General features: G+C 64.0%; 17 protein-coding genes. 11 read left to right on the plus strand and 6 right to left on the minus strand.

Going from position 1 to position 18,615, the window contains the following annotated elements:
* Positions 1–13: 13 nt before the first annotated feature.
* Positions 14–1,003 carry a hypothetical protein gene (locus EAE28_RS00510; RefSeq protein WP_127103865.1) on the minus strand — a complete coding sequence of 330 codons (990 nt, stop codon included), beginning with the start codon at positions 1,001–1,003 and terminating at the stop codon, positions 14–16.
* 113 nt (positions 1,004–1,116) lie between these two features.
* Between EAE28_RS00510 and EAE28_RS00515 the strand changes: the two genes are divergently transcribed.
* From EAE28_RS00515 to EAE28_RS00535, 5 genes are read left to right on the plus strand one after another with little or no spacing between them, the layout of a single operon-like run.
* The gene (locus EAE28_RS00515; RefSeq protein WP_127103866.1) at positions 1,117–3,075 is read left to right on the plus strand and encodes a lysophospholipid acyltransferase family protein; all 1,959 of its coding nucleotides are present in this window, start codon (positions 1,117–1,119) and stop codon (positions 3,073–3,075) included.
* 2 nt (positions 3,076–3,077) lie between these two features.
* Complete coding sequence (locus tag EAE28_RS00520; RefSeq protein WP_127103867.1) at positions 3,078–4,205, plus strand: acyl-CoA dehydrogenase family protein; 1,128 nt, start codon at positions 3,078–3,080, stop codon at positions 4,203–4,205.
* Positions 4,202–5,719, plus strand: a complete 1,518-nt coding sequence (locus EAE28_RS00525) for an amino acid adenylation domain-containing protein (protein ID WP_127103868.1) — start codon at positions 4,202–4,204, stop codon at positions 5,717–5,719. Before EAE28_RS00520 ends, EAE28_RS00525 begins: the two co-directional genes overlap by 4 nt.
* Positions 5,720–5,728: 9 nt before the next feature.
* On the plus strand, positions 5,729–5,977 hold the full coding sequence (locus EAE28_RS00530; protein ID WP_127103869.1) for an acyl carrier protein: 249 nt from the start codon (positions 5,729–5,731) through the stop codon (positions 5,975–5,977).
* 31 nt (positions 5,978–6,008) lie between these two features.
* Positions 6,009–7,250 (plus strand): NAD(P)/FAD-dependent oxidoreductase, encoded by a 1,242-nt coding sequence (locus tag EAE28_RS00535; RefSeq protein WP_281279571.1) that lies wholly within the window; start codon positions 6,009–6,011, stop codon positions 7,248–7,250.
* A gap of 16 nt (positions 7,251–7,266) precedes the next feature.
* Here the strand turns inward: EAE28_RS00535 and EAE28_RS00540 are convergent, their stop codons facing one another.
* Positions 7,267–7,971: a sulfotransferase family 2 domain-containing protein gene (locus tag EAE28_RS00540; protein ID WP_164736503.1), complete on the minus strand. Its 705-nt coding sequence runs from the start codon at positions 7,969–7,971 to the stop codon at positions 7,267–7,269.
* A gap of 765 nt (positions 7,972–8,736) precedes the next feature.
* On the opposite strand from EAE28_RS00540, the gene EAE28_RS00545 reads away from it, so the two are divergent.
* From EAE28_RS00545 to EAE28_RS00560, 4 genes are read left to right on the plus strand one after another with little or no spacing between them, the layout of a single operon-like run.
* Positions 8,737–10,173, plus strand: coding sequence for a UbiA family prenyltransferase (locus EAE28_RS00545; protein WP_127103872.1), 1,437 nt, complete (start codon positions 8,737–8,739; stop codon positions 10,171–10,173).
* Complete coding sequence (locus EAE28_RS00550) at positions 10,170–10,601, plus strand: GtrA family protein (protein ID WP_127103873.1); 432 nt, start codon at positions 10,170–10,172, stop codon at positions 10,599–10,601. Before EAE28_RS00545 ends, EAE28_RS00550 begins: the two co-directional genes overlap by 4 nt.
* Positions 10,601–11,920 carry an FAD-binding oxidoreductase gene (locus EAE28_RS00555; RefSeq protein WP_127103874.1) on the plus strand — a complete coding sequence of 440 codons (1,320 nt, stop codon included), beginning with the start codon at positions 10,601–10,603 and terminating at the stop codon, positions 11,918–11,920. Before EAE28_RS00550 ends, EAE28_RS00555 begins: the two co-directional genes overlap by 1 nt.
* Positions 11,917–12,648, plus strand: coding sequence for an SDR family oxidoreductase (locus EAE28_RS00560; protein WP_127103875.1), 732 nt, complete (start codon positions 11,917–11,919; stop codon positions 12,646–12,648). Before EAE28_RS00555 ends, EAE28_RS00560 begins: the two co-directional genes overlap by 4 nt.
* A gap of 24 nt (positions 12,649–12,672) precedes the next feature.
* On the opposite strand, the gene EAE28_RS24410 is transcribed toward EAE28_RS00560, so the two are convergent.
* Entirely contained in the window at positions 12,673–13,050 is a 378-nt protein-coding gene (locus EAE28_RS24410; protein ID WP_127103876.1) for an RCC1 domain-containing protein, read from the minus strand.
* A gap of 220 nt (positions 13,051–13,270) precedes the next feature.
* On the opposite strand from EAE28_RS24410, the gene EAE28_RS00570 reads away from it, so the two are divergent.
* Positions 13,271–14,920 (plus strand): hypothetical protein, encoded by a 1,650-nt coding sequence (locus EAE28_RS00570; RefSeq protein ID WP_164736504.1) that lies wholly within the window; start codon positions 13,271–13,273, stop codon positions 14,918–14,920.
* Positions 14,921–15,096: 176 nt separating this feature from the next.
* Here EAE28_RS00570 and EAE28_RS00575 read toward each other — a convergent pair whose 3' ends face one another.
* Complete coding sequence (locus EAE28_RS00575; protein WP_127103878.1) at positions 15,097–16,278, minus strand: trans-sulfuration enzyme family protein; 1,182 nt, start codon at positions 16,276–16,278, stop codon at positions 15,097–15,099.
* 118 nt (positions 16,279–16,396) lie between these two features.
* A complete protein-coding gene (locus EAE28_RS00580; protein ID WP_127103879.1) occupies positions 16,397–16,969 on the minus strand; it encodes a biotin transporter BioY in 573 nt (190 codons plus the stop codon).
* Between the two features lie 240 nt (positions 16,970–17,209).
* Between EAE28_RS00580 and EAE28_RS00585 the strand changes: the two genes are divergently transcribed.
* Complete coding sequence (locus EAE28_RS00585) at positions 17,210–17,926, plus strand: SDR family NAD(P)-dependent oxidoreductase (RefSeq protein ID WP_127103880.1); 717 nt, start codon at positions 17,210–17,212, stop codon at positions 17,924–17,926.
* Between the two features lie 63 nt (positions 17,927–17,989).
* On the opposite strand, the gene EAE28_RS00590 is transcribed toward EAE28_RS00585, so the two are convergent.
* On the minus strand, positions 17,990–18,463 hold the full coding sequence (locus tag EAE28_RS00590) for a peptidase S1 (RefSeq protein ID WP_127103881.1): 474 nt from the start codon (positions 18,461–18,463) through the stop codon (positions 17,990–17,992).
* Positions 18,464–18,615 lie beyond the last annotated feature (152 nt).

Genomic DNA, 18,615 nt, shown 5'->3' on the forward strand with positions numbered 1-18,615 from the left:
CCGCATACTGCCATCACGCAAGTGCCAGCGCCATCACGCGCGCCAGCTCGAGCCAGTAGCCGGCATGCAGATCGTCACGGTGGATACGATCAGACCAATCGGGGAACGGCAACACAAGCGGCTCGTGGCCATCGTGACGAAGGTCCGCATTCATCAACTCATTGTCGGCGCTAAATTTTTTGGTCAGTGAGACAATTTCCGCCCGTGTCAGCAAGGTCGTGGCGCGTCCTGCACCGAAATGCCGATCCAGAGCTTTCTGCGCCAGATCGATGACCGACTGCGGGATATTCGGCACATCCGACACCTGCCGGGCAACATAGGTTGCCAAGGGATCGGGCGACCGGTTCGAGTTCAATCCCTCCAGCCTGTCAAGCTGAGCGGCGCGAACCGGGCGCCCGGTCAACGCCAGAATCGCATCCAGAACGCCGGTCGGCGTGACCGATACAGTGTCATAGCTCAGCGGTCGCATCGCTTGTGTGCCGAAACTGCGCTTCAACGCGGCGTGAGTTGCGCGATTATGATAGAATGCTCCCCGAAAATCGGCGTTACGGAGCGCTACGGCGACCGTATCAATGATGGGGTGGCCTGCGCGCTTTTTTATCACTTCCAGATAGGAAGCCTGCACGAAAGACACCTGATTTCGGTAAAAGCACACAACCACAACGTCGTCAAAACGCCGTGCCACCTGTGCAATCTGTGCAACAAAATCTTCCTCAGCGTTGGCGGCAACAGAGAGCAACTCGCTGCTGATGATGACCGAAGCGTCGGTTCCGGCATACTGGTCCGCCATCGCCTCCCACAGGGACAGACGCCCTTTCGGGGGAAGATAGGCAGGGGCCAGCTCGGTCAGTTTTCCGATCATGGCGTGATGTTCGACGCCGTAAAAAGGGTCCGGATACACCACACCCAACCCCGCCAGTTGCGCCCGATTGTCGTACAGAACGCGCTGAACCGACGATGTTCCGGTCTTGTGGGTCCCCACGTGGAGGATCAGACGAGACATGGCAGACTTTCCATTGCGATCAGGGCTGTGGCTGATAAACCGTGATATAAAACAGGTGTCAACGTTGATGCCGGTGCTCCGCACACGATACCTGCAAGCTCTGGGGGAAACCTGTGGCAGCGACGAAAGAATCGGCAGCGAAAATACTGGCTGATAGCCCTTTTTTCGACGAAGCGTTTTATTTGTCGACGTATCCGGATGTGCGCGCAGCCGGTTTGGACCCCATTGAACATTACCTCGACACAGGATGGCAGGAGAACCGCGACCCCTCAGCGGAATTTTCAACCGAAGGGTATTTCAGCGCCAATCCTGATGTTGCCACCGCACAGATAAATCCCCTGGTCCACTATGTCCGGCACGGACAGGCCGAGGGACGAAAGCTGCGTCCTGACCCGCAGCCAAAGCCAAAGAAAGACGGCGGGGTCAGCAAACTTCAACAGAATATGGCCCTTATCCGCGAACAGTTTGACGCAGAGTTTTACCTGCGGGCGAACCCGGATGTCGCCGCGTCGGGTATGGATCCACTGCTGCATTATTGTCAGCACGGCTGGATCGAAGCGCGCGATCCCAGTCCGCGTTTCTCCGCCACCGCCTATTTCCGTCGCCACCCGGATCTGGCAAACACGCGCGTCAACCCGCTCGTCCATTTCGTTACTGCGGGCGGCAACCTCGCGGTCGAGACAGTTTTGCCGCGCACCCGCCATACCGCCAACCGTGCGCCCGGACTCGCCGAGAACGTCCTTGCAACCGGCCTTCATCCGAACCAGTTGGGAGCCCTGATCAGCCCCTATTTCGACGCCGAACATTACCGCGCGCAATTGTCCGATGACGCCAATGTCTACGACCTGCTTGATCACTTTGTCACCGATGGTGAAGCCGCTGGGCTGGACCCTCACCCGGGGTTTTCAACCCGCTTCTACCGTGCATCGAACCCGGACGTCAGCGAGGCCGTCTTGAACACGTTCGCCCATTTCATTTTGCTCGGGCATCAGGAAGGCCGCCTGCCGCACCCGAAACTTTCGACGCTCGATCCCGCTACCGGCTTCTTTGACACACAACCCCATCCTGCGACCAAGCGTAAACCCCTTGCGGAGCAGCTCAAACCAAATTCCGAAGCAGAAATTTCGCGGTTGTCCAGCATCAACCAAAATCAGGGATTGTTCATGAAGCATGGTTTAACGCGACACGAAATCGGCGACATCATGACCCAGCCCATGGACGTGGTTTTGTCAACGATCCGCGAAAAAACCCACGCTGCGCCCACCGTTCAGGCAACAAAGGGCATGTTGCAAGCTGACATGCCGCTCTTTCACCGCTTGCTCCCAGAGATCGCGCCGAAGGCAGACGTATCGCCGCAACACGCCGCTTTCTGCCAGACCCTGACAAGCGAGATGTTTCAGCTATGGTACGCCTTGCGGATCGGCGCTTTGCCCGACCCGGTCTTTGGGCAGCATGTCGACGTGCAGGGGCTGGATCTTGTGCGCGATGCCCTGGACAGCGGCGCGCGGATCGTCATGGTCAATGCCCACGTGGGACATGCCTGGTCCATCGTCCAGACATTGCTGCGGGCCTCGCTCCGCGTCTTGACTGTCGCTGTCACGCGCGGCTTTCCCAATCTCGTGCTTCTGAAGCACCCCGACCTGGAGATTGCAGCGCTCGCGGATAGACTTGCCGCCGGTGTGACCATTCAGGCAGCGCGGTTTCTCAAGAAACCCGGGATCGTCAATATCCTGCCGGATGCCCAGACAAACTCCGGTCCGAAGCGTCGCTTTCTGACCCGCGAATGCATGATTTCAGACGGGTTTGCCCATCTGGCCTATACCCATGCAGACACCCTGATCACGGCCTACAGCAGCGTGGATGAAAGCGGCAAACTGATCATCCGCTTTGGTAAGGAACTGGGCGACATCCCCAAAGAGCTTGATCGCAAAGAGGCTGTCTCGACGATGGTTCAGCGCTATACCACCTATCTTGAAGACTGGTGGCGCCGGGAACCAGAGATGATCCAACTGGGCAACCTGATCCCGTTCTCAAACGCTCCGCGCCACACACCGCCACAAGGAATGGCCTGACTATGGATTTCGGCCAGACACCCGCACAGAGCGACGCCGTGGCACATGCGCGCGCGCAGGCGCTGGCCTTCGATGCCGCGCTGCGCCCGGCCGAACGGGCCTTCTGGCAAGCGGCCGGGGAAAACGGTTGGGTGGGGTACTGCCTGCCCACAGCGGCAGGCGGCGCGGGTTTCGACGCGCTCACCACGGTTCTGGTGGTCGAGGCGCTGGGGCGCGCCGGTGTGTCACGCTCGGCGCTGTTCGCCATGGGTGCGCATCTGTTCGGCTGTGCGATGGTCGTGGCCAATCACGCCAGTGCGGTGGATCAGCAGCACTGGTTGCCCCGGCTTGCGCGGGGCGACGCGGTCGGGGCACTGGCCTTGACCGAGCCCGAGGGCGGCTCTGACCTTGCCGATCTGGACTGCACGATCACCGAGGATGGAGACACGCTGATCCTGAACGGCGTCAAGACGCTGGTCTCGAACGCACCGATGGCCGATCTCTTCATCGTCAGCGCGCGCCAGACAGGTCCGCGCTCGGCCCTCAACAATGCCGCGCTCTGCGTGCCCCGCGACACGCCCGGCGTATCGGTAGCGCCGGTAACCGGATCTCTGGGCCTGCGCGACGCGCCGATGGGGCGCGTCACCTTCGATGCTGTGCGCCTTCCTCCGACCGCGTATCTGGGGGGAAAAGGGCGCGCCCTGCCCGTCATCCTGTCCGCCATGCAATGGGAGCGCAGCTGTATTCTGGCCGGGTTTCTGGGCGCCGCCGACCGCGATCTGGTCGCGGTCACCGGCCATCTGGCAGCCCGACGTGATTCAAAGGGCAGCGTTCTGGGGCATCAGGCAGTTCTGCACAGCCTCGCCGAGGTTCGCGCGTCGCTGGAAAGCGCGCGATGGACGCTCTACCGCAGCGCCTCGGCGCTTGATCAGGGGGAAGACCCGATCTTCCACCCGGCCGCGAGCAAGCTGGTGGTCAGCCGTGCCATCGTCTCGGCCGCGCGCACGCTGCAAGAGGTGATGGCCGGGGCTGGTTGGCTGGACACGCTGGGGATCGCCTCGAGTCTTGCCGATGTCATGGGCACGCTCAGCGCCTCGGGTTCGACCTTTGTGCAGCTCAATGCCATCGGCGCGAGGCTGACGCGCAAATGACCCCGGACGAGACCTGCATCGGGCAGTATCTGCAGCGCCAACCGGACCCCGCCACCACGGCGCTCAGCTGGACAGGCGGTCAGATCGACCAGAGCGCCTTGCATGACAAGGTTACCGGGCTTGCCAGCTGGCTGTCCGACGCCGGGCTGACACACGGTGACCGGGTTGCGGTGCTGTTGCCCAAAGGCCCGACCGCAGCCGCCGCGCTGCTGGCCTGTCTGGCCGCCGGTGTCATCGCTGTCCCGTGTGACTTTCACGCCCCGGCGGCACGGACGACCGACCTGCTGAACGATCTCACCCCCGCTCTGGTGATCACCACAGACGAGCGCCGCGCCGATCTGCCCCGGACCTTCCGCCTGATCGCCGTCACGCCAGACGATCCCGCCACCCTGCCCCACAGCACCCGGCCCCTCGGGTGCTTTGACCGGCCCGTCGACACGGCGGCGCTTATCCTGCCGACATCGGGATCGACCGGCACGCCCAAAGGCGTCGTGCTGTCCTATCGCAATGTGACGACCTTCCTGCACTGGGCGGTCGAGCATTTCGCCCTGACCCGCGCCGACCGGTTTCTCAGCATCGCGCCGTTTCATTTTGACCTCGCGACGCTGGATCTGCTGGGAAGCCAGATGATCGGCGCGTCGGTGCACCTGCTCGGCGAGGTCGAAACCCGCTTTCCCGGCGCCATTGCCAAAGCCCTGCACGAAAAGCGCATCACGATTGCCTATACCGTGCCCACCGTCCTGACCATGATGACCACGCTGAAGGCCTTCAGCGGTGGCGTCGGCGCGGATCTGCGCTGGCTGCTCTCGGCCGGAGAAGTCTTGCCGACCGCGCTGCTGACCAGCCTGAAAGCAGCATTGCCCGACACAAGGATCGCCAATCTCTACGGCCCGACAGAAACCAATGTCATCAGTTGCCACATCGCCGGAACCGTTGACCCAAGCCTGCCGACAACGCCCATCGGCCTGCCCTGTGCGCACAGCCAAATCACCATCTGCGATCCCGACGGCGTCGCACTGCCCGGCGGAACCGAGGGCGAGATCTGTGTTCACGGACCCAGCGTCATGCTGGGCTACTGGAACCGGCCTCAGGCCACGCAAGACGCGCGCGTCGCTGGCGCAGATGAGAGCTATCGCACCGGGGATTTCGGGCGCTTTGCCGCCGATGGCAGCCTTACATTTCTGGGGCGACGCGACCAACAGGTGAAGATCCGCGGCCACCGTCTGGAACTGACCGAGGTCGAGGCGAAAGCCCTCGCCACCGGGCTGGTGCAAGCAGCCTGCGCCGTGCTGATCGAAACGGATCCGCAGAGGCCCAAGCTTGTGCTCTGCGCGATCCTCCGTGATGACACCATCAGCCCAAAGGCGATAAAAGCCAGCCTGACGAAGCATTTGCCGCGACACGCCCTGCCGGATACCATTTTTATCGTCCCTAGCTTTCGGTTCACATCTTCCGGCAAGATAGACCGCAATGCGATACGCCAACTTGCCACAGACCACCTTCAACGGGATTAAAAAATACCTATGCCTGCTGCAAACCGGGACTATCTTGCCGCTTGGCTGGCGGCCGAAACGGACCTTTCAGTCACCGAATTGACCGACACATCAGAGCTGCTGGCCAGCGGCGTTCTGGACTCGCTCAAGATCATGGATCTGACGATGGCGGTTGAGAGCGATCTGGGGATCACCATCCCGCTTGAAGACGTGATCGGCGAGAATTTTGCAACAGTCGGCAGCATTGTCCAGATGCTCGACCGCCTTCAGGCCGGATGACGCCGTGACCTGTGCTCGCCCCGTAAAAACGGTGGCCATCGTTGGGGCCGGTCCGGGCGGCGCAACACTTGCCGTTCGGCTGCGCCGCTTGGGCTACCGCGTGGTGCTGGTCGAGAAAGCGACGTTTCCGCGCGAACACATCGGTGAATCGCTGACCGGCGAATGCGCGATCGTGCTGCGCGAGATGGGCTTTGGCGACGCGATGGACGCCGCAGGGTTTCCTGTCAAACGCGCAGTCACCGTCCATGGCCCCAACAAACTCAACCGCTTCCGGGTTCCCGTGCAGCGGCTGGGTGAGGATGGTGTGATCATCCCCGGCCAAACCTGGCAAGTCAGACGCCCCGAGTTCGACAGCCTGTTGCTGAACGGCGCTCTTGCCGAGGGCGCAGAACTGATCCGGGCCGAGGCCCGGGGCGTCCTGCGCCGAGATGGCCGGATCAGCGGCCTGCGCCTGCGGGACGAAACCGGAGAAGACAGCGATCTGACAGCGGATTTCGTCGCCGATGCGTCGGGGTTGCAGACGTTCCTCAGCCGTTCGGGCGTGTGCGGTGCGCGACACCGGGGCGGGTACGAAAAGCAGGTCGCGTTTTACGGCCAGTTTGAAGGGGCCCGCCGCGACGCCGCTCCAGACGATGGGGCCACCCATATCTTCTATGCCGCGCGGCACCTGTGGGCTTGGTTCATCCCGATCAGCAGCACGGTCACCAGCATCGGCGTCGTGACGCCGGGCGCGCTGTTCAAAGAATCGGGTCAGTCGGTGCAGGAATATTTGACCGAGCAGCTCGCGTCCCTTCACCCCGAGCTTTCCGAGCGCCTGCGCGAAGCGCAGCCGGTATCCGAAACATGGTCAACGTCGAACTACTCGTATCACATCGACGATTTCGCCGGTGACGGATACCTGTGTATTGGCGATGCGCATCAATTCACCGATCCCATCTTCTCATTTGGCGTTTCCAATTCAGTGCAGGAGGCAAGTTTGGCTGCGGGCGCCATCGACGGCTATCTGACCGCCCGGAGCGTCGACAGGATGCACCCCATTCACACCTACGCTGATATTGTTTCGCGGGCACAAGCGCGCGTAAAAACGCTGATCGATACGTTTTGGGAGTTCCCGCTCGCCTTTCTTAAACTCGCTCATTACGACCGTCAGGCCGATATAGCCGAGCTGTTGTCAGGCAGGCTCTACAGCCAAAGCGCCGAAATGAATGAAGCCGGGATCATCATGCGCGATCTGCTGGCCAAAAGGCGCGTTGCAGGGGATGGGCGGGCCTGACGACCCGCCAACCGGGTCAGGCGGCGATCATCTCTTTCGCGGTCCTAAGCAACCTGAAATCGTCGGCGTTGGCCGAATTGAGTTGGGTGCGCAGCGCGGGACTGATCGCGTTCTTCTCTTTCGACGTGACGTTCTTGTGGGCGCTAACCCCCTGAAATTGAGGGAACAGTCCCTGCAACCGCGCATTGATCCGCGCAACGGACGTGTCAAAGTCTTCGACGATTCCCACCACCCCGGTCTGGTTCAGCATGGCCAACGCCTTGGTCGCGCGCTCGACTTCGCTTTCCGGTCCGGGGAAAAAGGCCGCCAATCGTTCCGCCTGAAAATTGCGGCATTGCCGGTCACCAAGACGCGACAGACGGGCATCAACATAGCCACCAAGATCATGCGTGCGCGCAAGCTCGGCGCCCCAGGTTTCGGCCTGTTGCACCCGCTCAAACGCATAGGCGGATTCTATGCGCGCAATCGGATCACGCAGAAACAGGATCGGAATGATCTGTACGCCAGGGATCTGCGGCAGCGGACCCGCGGCAGTGTGGGAGGAGAAAACGACAGCCTCCGGCGTCTCTTCAATCCACGCCTTTACCAAGCTCGTGTTATTGCCGGCCATTGCCGGAAATTCACGCGTAACCCAACGTTCACCGAAATTCGCCTGAAAGATGCTGTCGACCGACGTGCCTGCATTCTTGAAGAGGTGGTAATGTAGGATGACTGTGCGCAAAAGAGTGCCCTTCAGTGAACGTGAAAACGAGCGTTAGGCAACGTAGCAAAGCAAAGAGGCAAGTGCCAGCGACTTTTCCGGGCAAATGCTGAAAAATCGGGGCGATCCGGTGAGCTCCTAACGGGAATCGCGTTGCCTTTTCCAACCTAAACGCGACTTCCCCTCATGCGACTTCAGACACATTAAATTAAATCGACCAAATTTCGCGCTAAAAGAGAGATACCCCCTCTGCCGCGCATCCTCCCGGGCTTTGACACCCGATCACGCGGCAAGAAAGTTTCTACTACTCCGGCACTTGGCAAGCGCACCCGCTCCCAACCCACAGATTGCTTGCACGACACGACGCCAGATTCCCCACAGGCCGCGGCAGCAATGGGGATCGCAAGCTTCGCTCAAACGCCGCACCTTCCCAGACGTCACGTAACGGATTTAGGATGTATCCGGCACGATTAAAGCCGCGATCCCCCGAATTCAGAGAACACTCATAATGTTAATACCCCGGATGCGGAGAACAGGTCTCGGCACCGGCTGCGACAATGGCGGTCTAAGAGTTCAAAGGGCTCCCGCCATCATTCTTGACCAGATCGGAAGGGGTCAGCTCGCAAGGTAGAGTACACCCCCAAGCGACTCGCCCCGAAAGCCCCCGCCCGGCCCGGGACCGCCCTGAACTTGGCCCGCCGCAGCCCCCCTTGCGCCGCATTCGCCTGACATGCCATTTTCACCACAGTAAGGCGCGTAGGCATGGTTACAGGGTCGGTTGCACATATGGATCAGGTCACAGACACCCGGCCCGTTCTGGTCGTTGATCTGGATGGAACGCTGATCCGCTCGGATATGCTGTACGAGACCTTCTGGTCGGCGTTCTCGCGCGATTGGCGCACGCCGATGCGGGCGGTGGCGGGCCTGTTGCACGGCAAAGCGGCGCTGAAAGCGCGGCTGGCGGCACTGGGGATGCCTGATCCTGCAACCCTGCCCTATACTCCTGAAGTTCTGGACGAAATCCGCGACTGGCGCGCATCCGGCGGGCGCACGGCGCTGGTGACGGCGGCGGATCAGTCCATCGCCGATGCGATTGCCGACCACCTCACGCTGTTTGATGAGGTGCATGGCTCGAACGGCGAAACAAATCTCAAGGGCCCGGCCAAGGCCGCCTTCTTGTGCGAACGGTTCGGCAGCGGGGCCTTCATCTACGCGGGCGACAGCACCGCCGATCTGGCGGTCTGGTCGCAAGCCTCGGGCGCGGTCACGGTCGGGGCGGACGCCAGCCTGCGCACCAAGGTCGAGGCGCTGCGGCCCGGCACCCGTCATCTGGCGCCAAGACACTCGCTGTTGCCCGCAGCGTTCCGCGCGATGCGGCCGCACCAATGGGCCAAGAATGCGCTGGTGTTTTTCCCGATGGTGGCCGCGCATGATTTCAACCTTCTGGCGCTGGGGCAGACCATTCTGGCGGTTATCGCGTTCAGCCTGATGGCCTCGTCGGTCTATCTGCTCAACGACCTGCTCGACATCGGTTCGGACCGCGCCCACCCGCGCAAGCGCAACCGACCGCTGGCCTCGGGCGCGCTGCCGCTGAAAGCGGGGATGGCAATGGTGCCGTTGCTGCTGGTGATCGGCATCGCCGTGGCGGCGCTGTTGCCGCCGATCTTCATGCTGGTGATGGCCGGGTATTACGGCCTGACCATCGCCTATTCGCTGTGGTTCAAGCGCAAGCCGATCCTCGATATCGCGGCACTTGCCAGTCTTTACACGATGCGCGTCGTTGCAGGCGGTGCCGCAACCGGGATCGAGCTGTCGGTCTGGCTGCTGGCGTTCTCGGCGTTTTTGTTCTTCTCGCTCGCCGCCGTCAAACGACAGGCCGAGCTGGTCGACATGGCTCAACGGGGAGTCGATCAGGCCGCCGGTCGCGGCTACCGCGTGGGCGATCTGCCGGTGATCACGCAGATGGCCACGGCCTCGGGGTTTGTCGCCGTGCTGGTGCTGATGCTCTATCTGAATGAGCCCGCGACGCTGACGCTTTACCACCACCCGCTGATGCTGTGGGCGGCCTGTCTGGTAATGCTGTACTGGATCGCGCGCATGGTACTGGTGGCGCAGCGCGGGCAGATGGACGATGACCCGGTGGTCTATGCCATGCGCGACCCGGCCAGCCAGCTGGTGGTGCTCATCATCGCCTGCCTCTTTGTCGGAGCGAAAGTGCTGTGAGCCAGACCCCAACCGGCTGGACGCTTGTCGTCCGATACAGCGGCTTCGCCGTTGTCGCCACGCTGGCCAATCTGGGCGCGCAGCGGCTGGTCTTGCAATTGGGCGAGACGCCCGCGCTGTTCGCGCTGGCGGTGCTGGTCGGCACCGCGTTGGGGCTGGTGGTGAAATATGCGCTGGATAAGCGGTGGATCTTTCTGGACCCTGAGACGGGCGTGAAAGCCAATTCCCGCAAATTCGCGCTCTATACGGTGATGGGGCTGGTGACGACGGCGATCTTCTGGGGCAGCGAGACGCTGTTCTGGCAGATCGGCGGCACCCATACCGCGCGCGAGATTGGCGCGGTTCTGGGGCTGGCCGTCGGCTACATGGTCAAGTATCAGCTGGACAAGCGGTTCGTTTTCACCCCCCCGCTGGCCGAGGGCGTGTGATGGATCTGTCAGGCTGGGGCCGTTACCCGCATCAGGAAACCCGTCTGAGCACCCCGCGCGACGCGCAGGGCGTCGCGGCGTTGCTCGGCGATGGCCCGGTGATCGCGCGCGGGTCGGGCCGGGCGTATGGCGATCCGGCGATCGGGGCGCATGCTGTCTCGACCCGGCACCTTAACCACATGATCGCTTTCGATGACGCGACGGGTGAGCTGGTCGCGGAATCCGGCGTGACGCTGGGCGAGATCATGGACGCCTTCCTGCCGCGCGGCTGGTTTCTCAGCGTGACGCCGGGGACGAAGTTCGTCTCATTGGGCGGCGCGATTGCCGCCGATGTGCATGGCAAGAACCACCATTCCGAGGGATCTTTCGGCGTCTTCGTCGACTGGTTCGACCTGATGGGCGCCGATGGCAGCGTCACCCGCTGCTCGCGCAACGACAACGCCGATCTGTTTCGCTGGACGCTGGGCGGCATGGGCCTGACCGGCATCATTCTGCGCGCCGCGATCCGGCTCAAGAAGGTCGAAAGCGGCTGGATCCGCCAGACCACCATCGCGACCCGCAATCTGGATGAGGCGCTGGCTGCCTTCGAGCAAACCTACGACGCAACCTACAGCATGGCGTGGATCGACTGCGCGGCGACCGGCGCGAAGATGGGCCGCTCGATCGTGATGAACGGTGAGCATGCAACGCGCGATGAACTCCCCCCCCTCGCACGCCCGCGCCCTTTGGACACCGCCCTGCACCGCAATCTGAGCGTGCCGTTCGACTTCCCCGGCTTTGCGCTGAACCCGTGGTCGATCCGCGCCTTCAACGAGCTTTACTATTTCAAGGGCAAGCGCACGCCACCGACCAGCATCGTGGGCCTCGACTCGTTCTTCTATCCGCTCGACGCGATCCGTAACTGGAACCGCATCTATGGCCGCAAGGGTTTCATGCAGTTCCAATGCGTCGTGCCGCTCGAAAGCCACGCCGAAGGGCTGCGCGCGATCCTGAACGCGATCACCCGCACCGGGGCCGGCTCGTTTCTGGCTGTCCTCAAGCGCTTTGGCCCGCAAGACAGCCGCCTGTCCTTTCCGATGGAGGGCTACACGCTCGCCCTCGATTTCCCCCTGACCCGCCGGAGCCTCGACCTGATGCCCGAACTTGACCGTATCACCGCCGATCACGGCGGGCGCTTCTATCTGGCGAAAGACAGCCGGATGAGCGCCGACACCCTGCGCCGCACCGATCCGCGCTGGCAGGCCTTCGCCGAGATGCGCCGTCAACAGGGGCTAACGCAGGCCTTCGCCTCGGCCCAAAGCGAAAGGCTGGGACTATGAGCAGCGTTCTGATCCTCGGTGCCCGCTCGGACATCGCCCGCGCCTGCGCGCAGCACTACGCCAGGCAAGGCTACGCCGTGCAACTCGCCGCCCGCGACGCCGCCAGCCTTGAAGCCGACGCCACCGACCTGCACCTGCGCCACGGCGTCCCGGTGACCTGCCACGCCTTTGACGTGCTCGACACCGCCAGCTTTGCCGGGTTCATCGAGGCCCTGCCCATCCTGCCCGACACGGTGATCTGCGCCGTGGGCTTCATGGGCGACCAAGCCGAAAGCGAGCGTGACCCGCAGGCCGCTGCGCTGGTGATGCGCTCGAACTATGAAGGCCCGTCGCTGATCCTCAGCCTGCTGGCCGACCGCTTTGCCGAGCGCAATTCCGGCACGCTGGTCGGCATTTCCTCGGTCGCAGGCGACCGGGGGCGCGCGTCGAATTATGTCTATGGCTCGGCCAAGGCGGGGTTCACCGCCTTCCTCAGCGGGTTGCGCAACCGTCTGTCGCGCACCAGGGTGCAGGTGATCACCGTCAAGCCGGGCTTCGTTGCGACCCGGATGACCGAGGGCATGGACCTGAACCCCCGCCTGACCGCCCAGCCCGACGAGGTGGCCCGCGCGATCTGGACCGCACAGGACAAGGGCCGCAACGTGATCTATGTGCGCGGCATCTGGCGGCTGGTGATGACCATCATCCGCCTGCTGCCCGAGGCGCTGTTCAAAAAGACCAGCCTCTGAGCAGCACTGACGCCCGTCAGGGCGTCAGCTCCGGCATCGGCTCGCTCGAGGCGGTTGTCGTGCCCCCCCCAACTGGCCCTCGGCTTTCCGCCCCCAGTACCGCAGCCGCCCCAGCGCCGCGATAGCGCAGCTGTGCGACTCACCCGCGCCGATAGCCCTCACTGGCGACAAGATCCCGTGCACCCGACGCGCAAAACGCCAGCCTCTCGCCCTGCCCGAGCCAAGCTGGCCCTGAACATTCGCTCCCCAGCACAAAACCGCGCCATCGGCGACACGCCCGCAGGCGTGAAAGGGTGCCGCCTCGATTTCCAGAAAATGCGCGTCCGTCCGCGCCCGCAAAATCGCTGGCGCACCCACCATGCCGAGGGCTACGACTGCAAGCCACATCAACACCTTGACCATGATATCGCTCCCGGGATGCGCCACGCCTCGGGCGGGGCGGAACCGGGCGAGAGCGTGGCATGCCGCCTGAAATCGCGCTGGAGATTTTCGCACCCATACCGCGAGTCCCGTGTTACCCTTCGCGCAGGTGCTGCGCAGGTCGGCAAGGCGCCGCCGATCCGTCGCGACATCCAAGATGCCTTCATTGCCGGTTAAGACAATCGCCGGTATGTGGATAAGTATGACGAGGGACACACAAGAATTGCGCACCGCAAAGATGCGCCTGAACGCGGCTGCTCGGCCGTTGACGCTGGTTGCTACGGGGTTGAGCGCGCTCGCCCTGGTGGCGGTCAGCGCCCAGATGCTCTGGCAACCGGCGCCGCAAGCAACGCTTGCAGCGGCAAGCGACGTGCCACGGTCCGCAGGCGCTCAACCCGCCGCGTCTGGCAGCCCTGCACCACAGGTGTGGCTGGCGTCGCTGAATTCGCCGCAGGTGACAGGCTTCGCCGCGCATGACTACGCGGATGAGGCGGTCTTTCCCCGCCGCACGCCTCAAGCGGCGCGACCTCCGATACCCGCCGCTCCGGCAGCTGACGCCTCGGAAACCGCAGCCCCCGAGGTCGTCGCTGCGCCGGAAGGCAGCTTGCTGACACGAGGGGAACGCACCACCAGCGTTCCGGTTCCCGCCCCGGCACAAATTATTTTGCGGGCACCTCGCGCGGTACCGCCGCCCCGCCCGCAAGTTGTCCCGCAGCCTGACGCGGTGGCCACCGACGAGCCGCCGCTCGACGCCCAGCAACTCGCGGCCCTGCGCGCCCCCACCCATTCGCCCACGCCGCGCGCGCGGCCCTTCACGCCTCAGGTGGCCGACACAGCGCCCGCCCAAACCCAGGCCGCGCCCGGTCAGATCGTTCTGGCCAGCCTCGGCGGCGACACAACCAGCCTGATCCGCTCGCGCCTGCCACAACCGCGCCCTGAGGCCGTTACCCGTCTCGCCAGCGCCTCGCTCGATACGCCGCAACCGACAGCGCCGCGCGCGCAGGCGCCTGCCCCGTCGCTCTCGGTGCCACCGCTGACTTCGGCCATCGCCGGACAATCCGACCGCTGCGAAAGCAACCTCACGCGCGCCATCCCTCGCCGTGCACGCAATGCCGGTGACGGCAGCAGCGTGATCGGCCGCCTGACCGGCAGCGGCGGTGGCGAGCGTGACAACGCGGTGATCTCCGAGGTTCTCGCGGGCAATATTCCTGACTTCCTTCGTGATCTGGTGCCCGTGACTTTCAACGGCACCGGCGCGAGCGGTCAGCCCACCCGCGTCACCATCTGCGTCACGCCCGACTACCTCGCCGTCGGCTCGGACAGCGATTTCGTCCGCGTGCCACTGGGCCTGCCCGCCGCAATGCGGGTGGCAGAACGGTTCGACATGGTGCTGCCGACGACCCGCATGGTCGACGCGATCTACCAGCAAGCCGCGATCCACCTCAGCCCCGCACCGATGGAGCCGAACGGTCAGATGGCCTCGACCAACTACTTCCTGCGCCACAACGCCACAGTCGAAGGCCAGCGCCGTCAGGCGGGTGGCCATCTCGGTCAACTGGTTTCGGGTCACAAGAAGGACCTCGTGCTGACCAACCGCCTGCAATCGCATCCCGGTCGCGTCGCCATCTACGGCTGGCACCGCCGCAACGGTCAGGCGATCCAGCCGCTCAGCACCGTCCACGGCGCGCAATACGCCGATTACAGCCACGGCATCCGGCTGGTCGCCCGCCGCGCCTATGTCAACGGCCGCGCCGTGGACCTGCGCGATCTGCTCTCGGACAGCCGCCTTGCCGGGCTGGTCAGCGCCGAAGGCACCATCTCGAACCGCCAGCTTCTCGCCCTCGCCGACTGACCCACCCGCGAGACACCAAACCCAAAAGGCGCGTCCTCGTCCGGCGCGCCTTTTTCTTATCATCTGTCTAAAAATATCCACGGGGGGATTTTCAAGGGGGGCGCGTGCGTCCCCCTTGAAGCAGGGGGCCCGGGGGGCGGCAGCCCCCCGCACTAATAGTAAACGCACCTACAGGCTCACACCGCCTGTGACGCCGCCACCGCTTTAGAGAACTCGCTCTTCAACAGCCCGATATCCTCGATCCCCACCGACACCCGGAAGAACCCTTCCGTGATCCCCAGCGCGGCCCGTGCTTCAGGCGCCAAAGCCCGGTGCGAGGACGACGCCGGATGCGACAGCGTGGTGCCGATGTCGCCCAGCGTCGGCGCAAAGGCCAGATCGGGTGCACCACGGGTCAGCGCGTTCGCCTGAGCGCGGTCGCCCTCGATCACGAAACTCACCATATGGCCGCCGCGCTCGCCCAGCAGCGACACCGCGCGGTTCTGGTCCGGGTGGTCCGAGCGCGTCGGATACAGCACTTTCTTCACCCCCGGCAGCGTCGCCAGATGATCGGCCAGCGCCGCGGCATTCGCCTCGGCCCGGTCATAGCGCAGCTCGAATGAATAGAGCCCGCGCTCGGCCAGCCAGCAATCGAAGGGGCTGGGCGTCATCCCCGTGGTCACGGCGAAATCATAGATCGCCTTGCGCAGCGCTGGGTCTTTGGTCGCCGTATAGCCCAGCGTCGCGTCCGAGTGCCCGGACAGGATCTTGGTCACCGAATGGATGACGATATCCGCGCCATGCTCGAACGGGCGGAAGCCGCGCGGCGTGGTGAAGGTGTTGTCGATCGCCAGCAACACGCCCTTTTCGCGCGCGACAGCGGCGATGCCCTCGATATCCGCCACCCGCAGCGTCGGGTTCGAGACGACTTCGAGCAGGATCATCTTCGTCTCGGGCCGGATCGCCGCGGCAAAGGCGCGCGCATCGGTCGAATCGGCCAGCGAGGTGGCGATGCCAAAGCGGTTCAGATCCTGCCCCATCAGCCGCAGCGAGCGGCCGTAAAGCTGATCGCCCCCCAGCACGTGATCGCCCGCCTTCAGCACACCCATCAGCGCTGCCGTCACCGCCGCCATGCCCGAACCGGTGATCAACCCGCCCTCGGCCCCTTCCAGCATGTCAATCTTCTCGGCCAGCACCTGCGCGTTGGGGTGTCCTTCGCGCGCATAGGTAAAGCCCGGATTGGTGCCCGCGTATTGCGCATCCAGCGTGTCGGGATCGGGCGAGGCATAGACCACCGAGGGCTGCAGCGGCGTGACCACCGGGCGCGAGGCGCTGGCGGGCCAGGGCGTGCGACGAACCAGCGAAGGGGTATCGGACATGGGCAATCTCCTTTTCTTCCCCAGTTGATGACACGCGGCCAAGCCCCCCGCAAGACATGCAAAAACCCCCGGACGCGCGCGGCGTCCGGGGGCTGTTTTTCAGGCAGTCGGGGGCAGCTTAGCCGCGACGGGCGCGCAGCGTGGTCCAGGCACCCGTGACGATCAGCGCCGCGATCACCGACTTGACCAGATCACCGGCCAGAAACGGCAGCATCCCGCGCGACACAGCGCCGCCCAGATCCAGCGGGGTCACAGCGGTCAGCCAGATCAGGCCCGGCACATACAGCAGCGCCGAGATCGCCGCGACACCCAGAGCCGTGCCAAGGAAGCCGCGCGCCACGCCCCGCTCGGCCAGCAGGCCAGCGGCATAGGCCATGGCAACAAAGCCGATCAGGAAGCCACCGGTAGGCCCGAACAGATAGGCCGCACCCGCAGCACCGTTCGAGAACACCGGCAGCCCCATGGCACCCTCGGCCAGATAGGTCAGCACCGCCGCCGCGCCCAGACGCGAGCCCGCGACCAGACCGACCATGAGCACGGCGAGCGTTTGCAGGGTCATCGGAACCGGCAGCATCGGTACGCTGACCTGCGCGCCCAGAGCGACCACCGCAGAGCCGCCGACAACGGCGAGCAGTTTGGTGAGCAGCGATTGCGTGCCAAAAGAGGCCTGAAGTAGAGTTTGCTGGGCCATGAGGGTCTCCCTGTTCGTCGGTCCAAGTTGACGTGTTTATCCGGTGTCGGCGCGGTCGGGTCAAGCGGCGCGCGCGCCCTCGGCAACTTTACTGCGCGTTGACTTTGCAAACCCCGGCGTCTGCTAATTTCAAAACTTCGCAATCAGGACCGGGCGCGAATCCGCGCCCTGCAGCACCCCGTCGCGGGCGCGTCCCATCGCCGCCTTGCATGGCGCGGGACGCGATGGCATGAGCGCAGCATGAGCCAGAACCCTGACACACCCGAATCAACCGCCGCCCCTGAGGCCCCGATTGCGCTGATCACCGGCGCGTCGCGCGGTCTGGGCGCAGCTCTCGCCGAGGCGCTGGGGGCGCGCGGCTGGCATATCGTCGCCCTCGCCCGCACCACCGGCGCGCTCGAAGAGCTGGACGACCGCATCAAGGCCAAGGGCGGCAGTGCCACGCTTGTGCCCGTCGACATCACCAATGACGACGCGATGCGCCAGATCTGCCTGTCGATCTACGAGCGCTGGGGCAAGGTCGATCTGTGGGCGCATTGCGCCGTCCATGTCCCGCCGCTGTCGCCCGCCGGGCATGTCGCGGCAAAGGATTGGGACAAGACGATCAACGTCACCGTCCGGGCCACCGGCGCGCTAATCCCGCTGATCGAGCCGCTTTTGCGTCCCAGCCCACGTGGCACGGCGCTGTTCTTTGACGATCCCAGCTGGCATGACGGCGACGGCGTTACCAAGTTTTTCGCCGCCTATGGCGCCTCAAAGGCCGCGCAGATCGCCTTTGCCCGCGCATGGGCCGCTGAGAACGCCGGTCTGGCCGCCAAAGGTGCGCCGCGCGTGATCATCGACACGCCAGCGCCGATGCCCACCGCCACCCGCGCCCGGTTTTTCCCTGGCGAGGATACCAGCGCGCTGACGCCTTGCGCGGCTGAAGCCGAGCGTATCCTCTCGATATTGGGCTAAGCCCCTTATCTGCAAGCAAAAAGGCCGGGCAATCGCCCGGCCTTTCGCATTGCTTTCCAGCGATCAGCGCTCGCTGATATAGATCATCGTGTTGCGCACGCGCGAGCGGTTATAGGTCCCCGCCCAGATGTCATACTGGCCCGAACGCGGGTTCGAAAAGCGGATCAGCGGGTCAAGCCCGTTGTAGTCGTCGTTGCAGAACCAGGTGGCCGAGGGATCATTGATCAGCAACATCGTGTCGCCCGGCGCGCTGACATAAATGGTCAGCGGATACCCCCCGGCACGGTAGTGCAGGCGGAAATCGGGCGCATTGGCGAACCAGCCGCCCCCCGGGCAACCGCCGCTGCCGCCGAAATGATAATCCCCCCCGGCGCGCACCCGGACCGAGCGCGGATCGGGCAGGAATCCTGCGTTCAGCGTGGCGCTGCCATAGGACGGTGCCAGCGAATAGTTTTGCGCCGTGGCCGTGGTAGCAATACCGCCCAGCGTCGTGGCGGCGATGGCCGCGGCAATAAACAGTTTGAAACGTTTGATCATTTGATCCTCCAATCGCGTTAATTCTCTCCTGCCATGGTCCGGCGGCCCAATGATCACAAAAGATCGCCAGCATCGCACAGACCCAGGAATGTCGCGATGCTGCCCGCAATTCCGTCACCTGTCCAGAATGTTTCCTGAACCTCCGGCCTTTG

The sequence above is a fragment of the Pararhodobacter zhoushanensis genome (genome assembly GCF_003990445.1).
Taxonomy (GTDB): Bacteria; Pseudomonadota; Alphaproteobacteria; order Rhodobacterales; family Rhodobacteraceae; genus Pararhodobacter; species Pararhodobacter zhoushanensis.

What these genes read in the sequence shown, in the direction of transcription:
- EAE28_RS00510 (WP_127103865.1), bottom strand. Translation starts at nt 1,003, where the DNA reads ATGTCTCGTCTGATCCTCCACGTGGGGACCCACAAGACCGGAACATCG.
- EAE28_RS00520 (WP_127103867.1), top strand. Translation starts at nt 3,078, where the DNA reads ATGGATTTCGGCCAGACACCCGCACAGAGCGACGCCGTGGCACATGCG.
- EAE28_RS00525 (WP_127103868.1), top strand. Translation starts at nt 4,202, where the DNA reads ATGACCCCGGACGAGACCTGCATCGGGCAGTATCTGCAGCGCCAACCG.
- EAE28_RS00530 (WP_127103869.1), top strand. Translation starts at nt 5,729, where the DNA reads ATGCCTGCTGCAAACCGGGACTATCTTGCCGCTTGGCTGGCGGCCGAA.
- EAE28_RS00545 (WP_127103872.1), top strand. Translation starts at nt 8,737, where the DNA reads ATGGATCAGGTCACAGACACCCGGCCCGTTCTGGTCGTTGATCTGGAT.
- EAE28_RS00555 (WP_127103874.1), top strand. Translation starts at nt 10,601, where the DNA reads ATGGATCTGTCAGGCTGGGGCCGTTACCCGCATCAGGAAACCCGTCTG.
- EAE28_RS00560 (WP_127103875.1), top strand. Translation starts at nt 11,917, where the DNA reads ATGAGCAGCGTTCTGATCCTCGGTGCCCGCTCGGACATCGCCCGCGCC.
- EAE28_RS24410 (WP_127103876.1), bottom strand. Translation starts at nt 13,050, where the DNA reads ATGGTCAAGGTGTTGATGTGGCTTGCAGTCGTAGCCCTCGGCATGGTG.
- EAE28_RS00570 (WP_164736504.1), top strand. Translation starts at nt 13,271, where the DNA reads ATGACGAGGGACACACAAGAATTGCGCACCGCAAAGATGCGCCTGAAC.
- EAE28_RS00575 (WP_127103878.1), bottom strand. Translation starts at nt 16,278, where the DNA reads ATGTCCGATACCCCTTCGCTGGTTCGTCGCACGCCCTGGCCCGCCAGC.
- EAE28_RS00580 (WP_127103879.1), bottom strand. Translation starts at nt 16,969, where the DNA reads ATGGCCCAGCAAACTCTACTTCAGGCCTCTTTTGGCACGCAATCGCTG.
- EAE28_RS00585 (WP_127103880.1), top strand. Translation starts at nt 17,210, where the DNA reads ATGAGCCAGAACCCTGACACACCCGAATCAACCGCCGCCCCTGAGGCC.
- EAE28_RS00590 (WP_127103881.1), bottom strand. Translation starts at nt 18,463, where the DNA reads ATGATCAAACGTTTCAAACTGTTTATTGCCGCGGCCATCGCCGCCACG.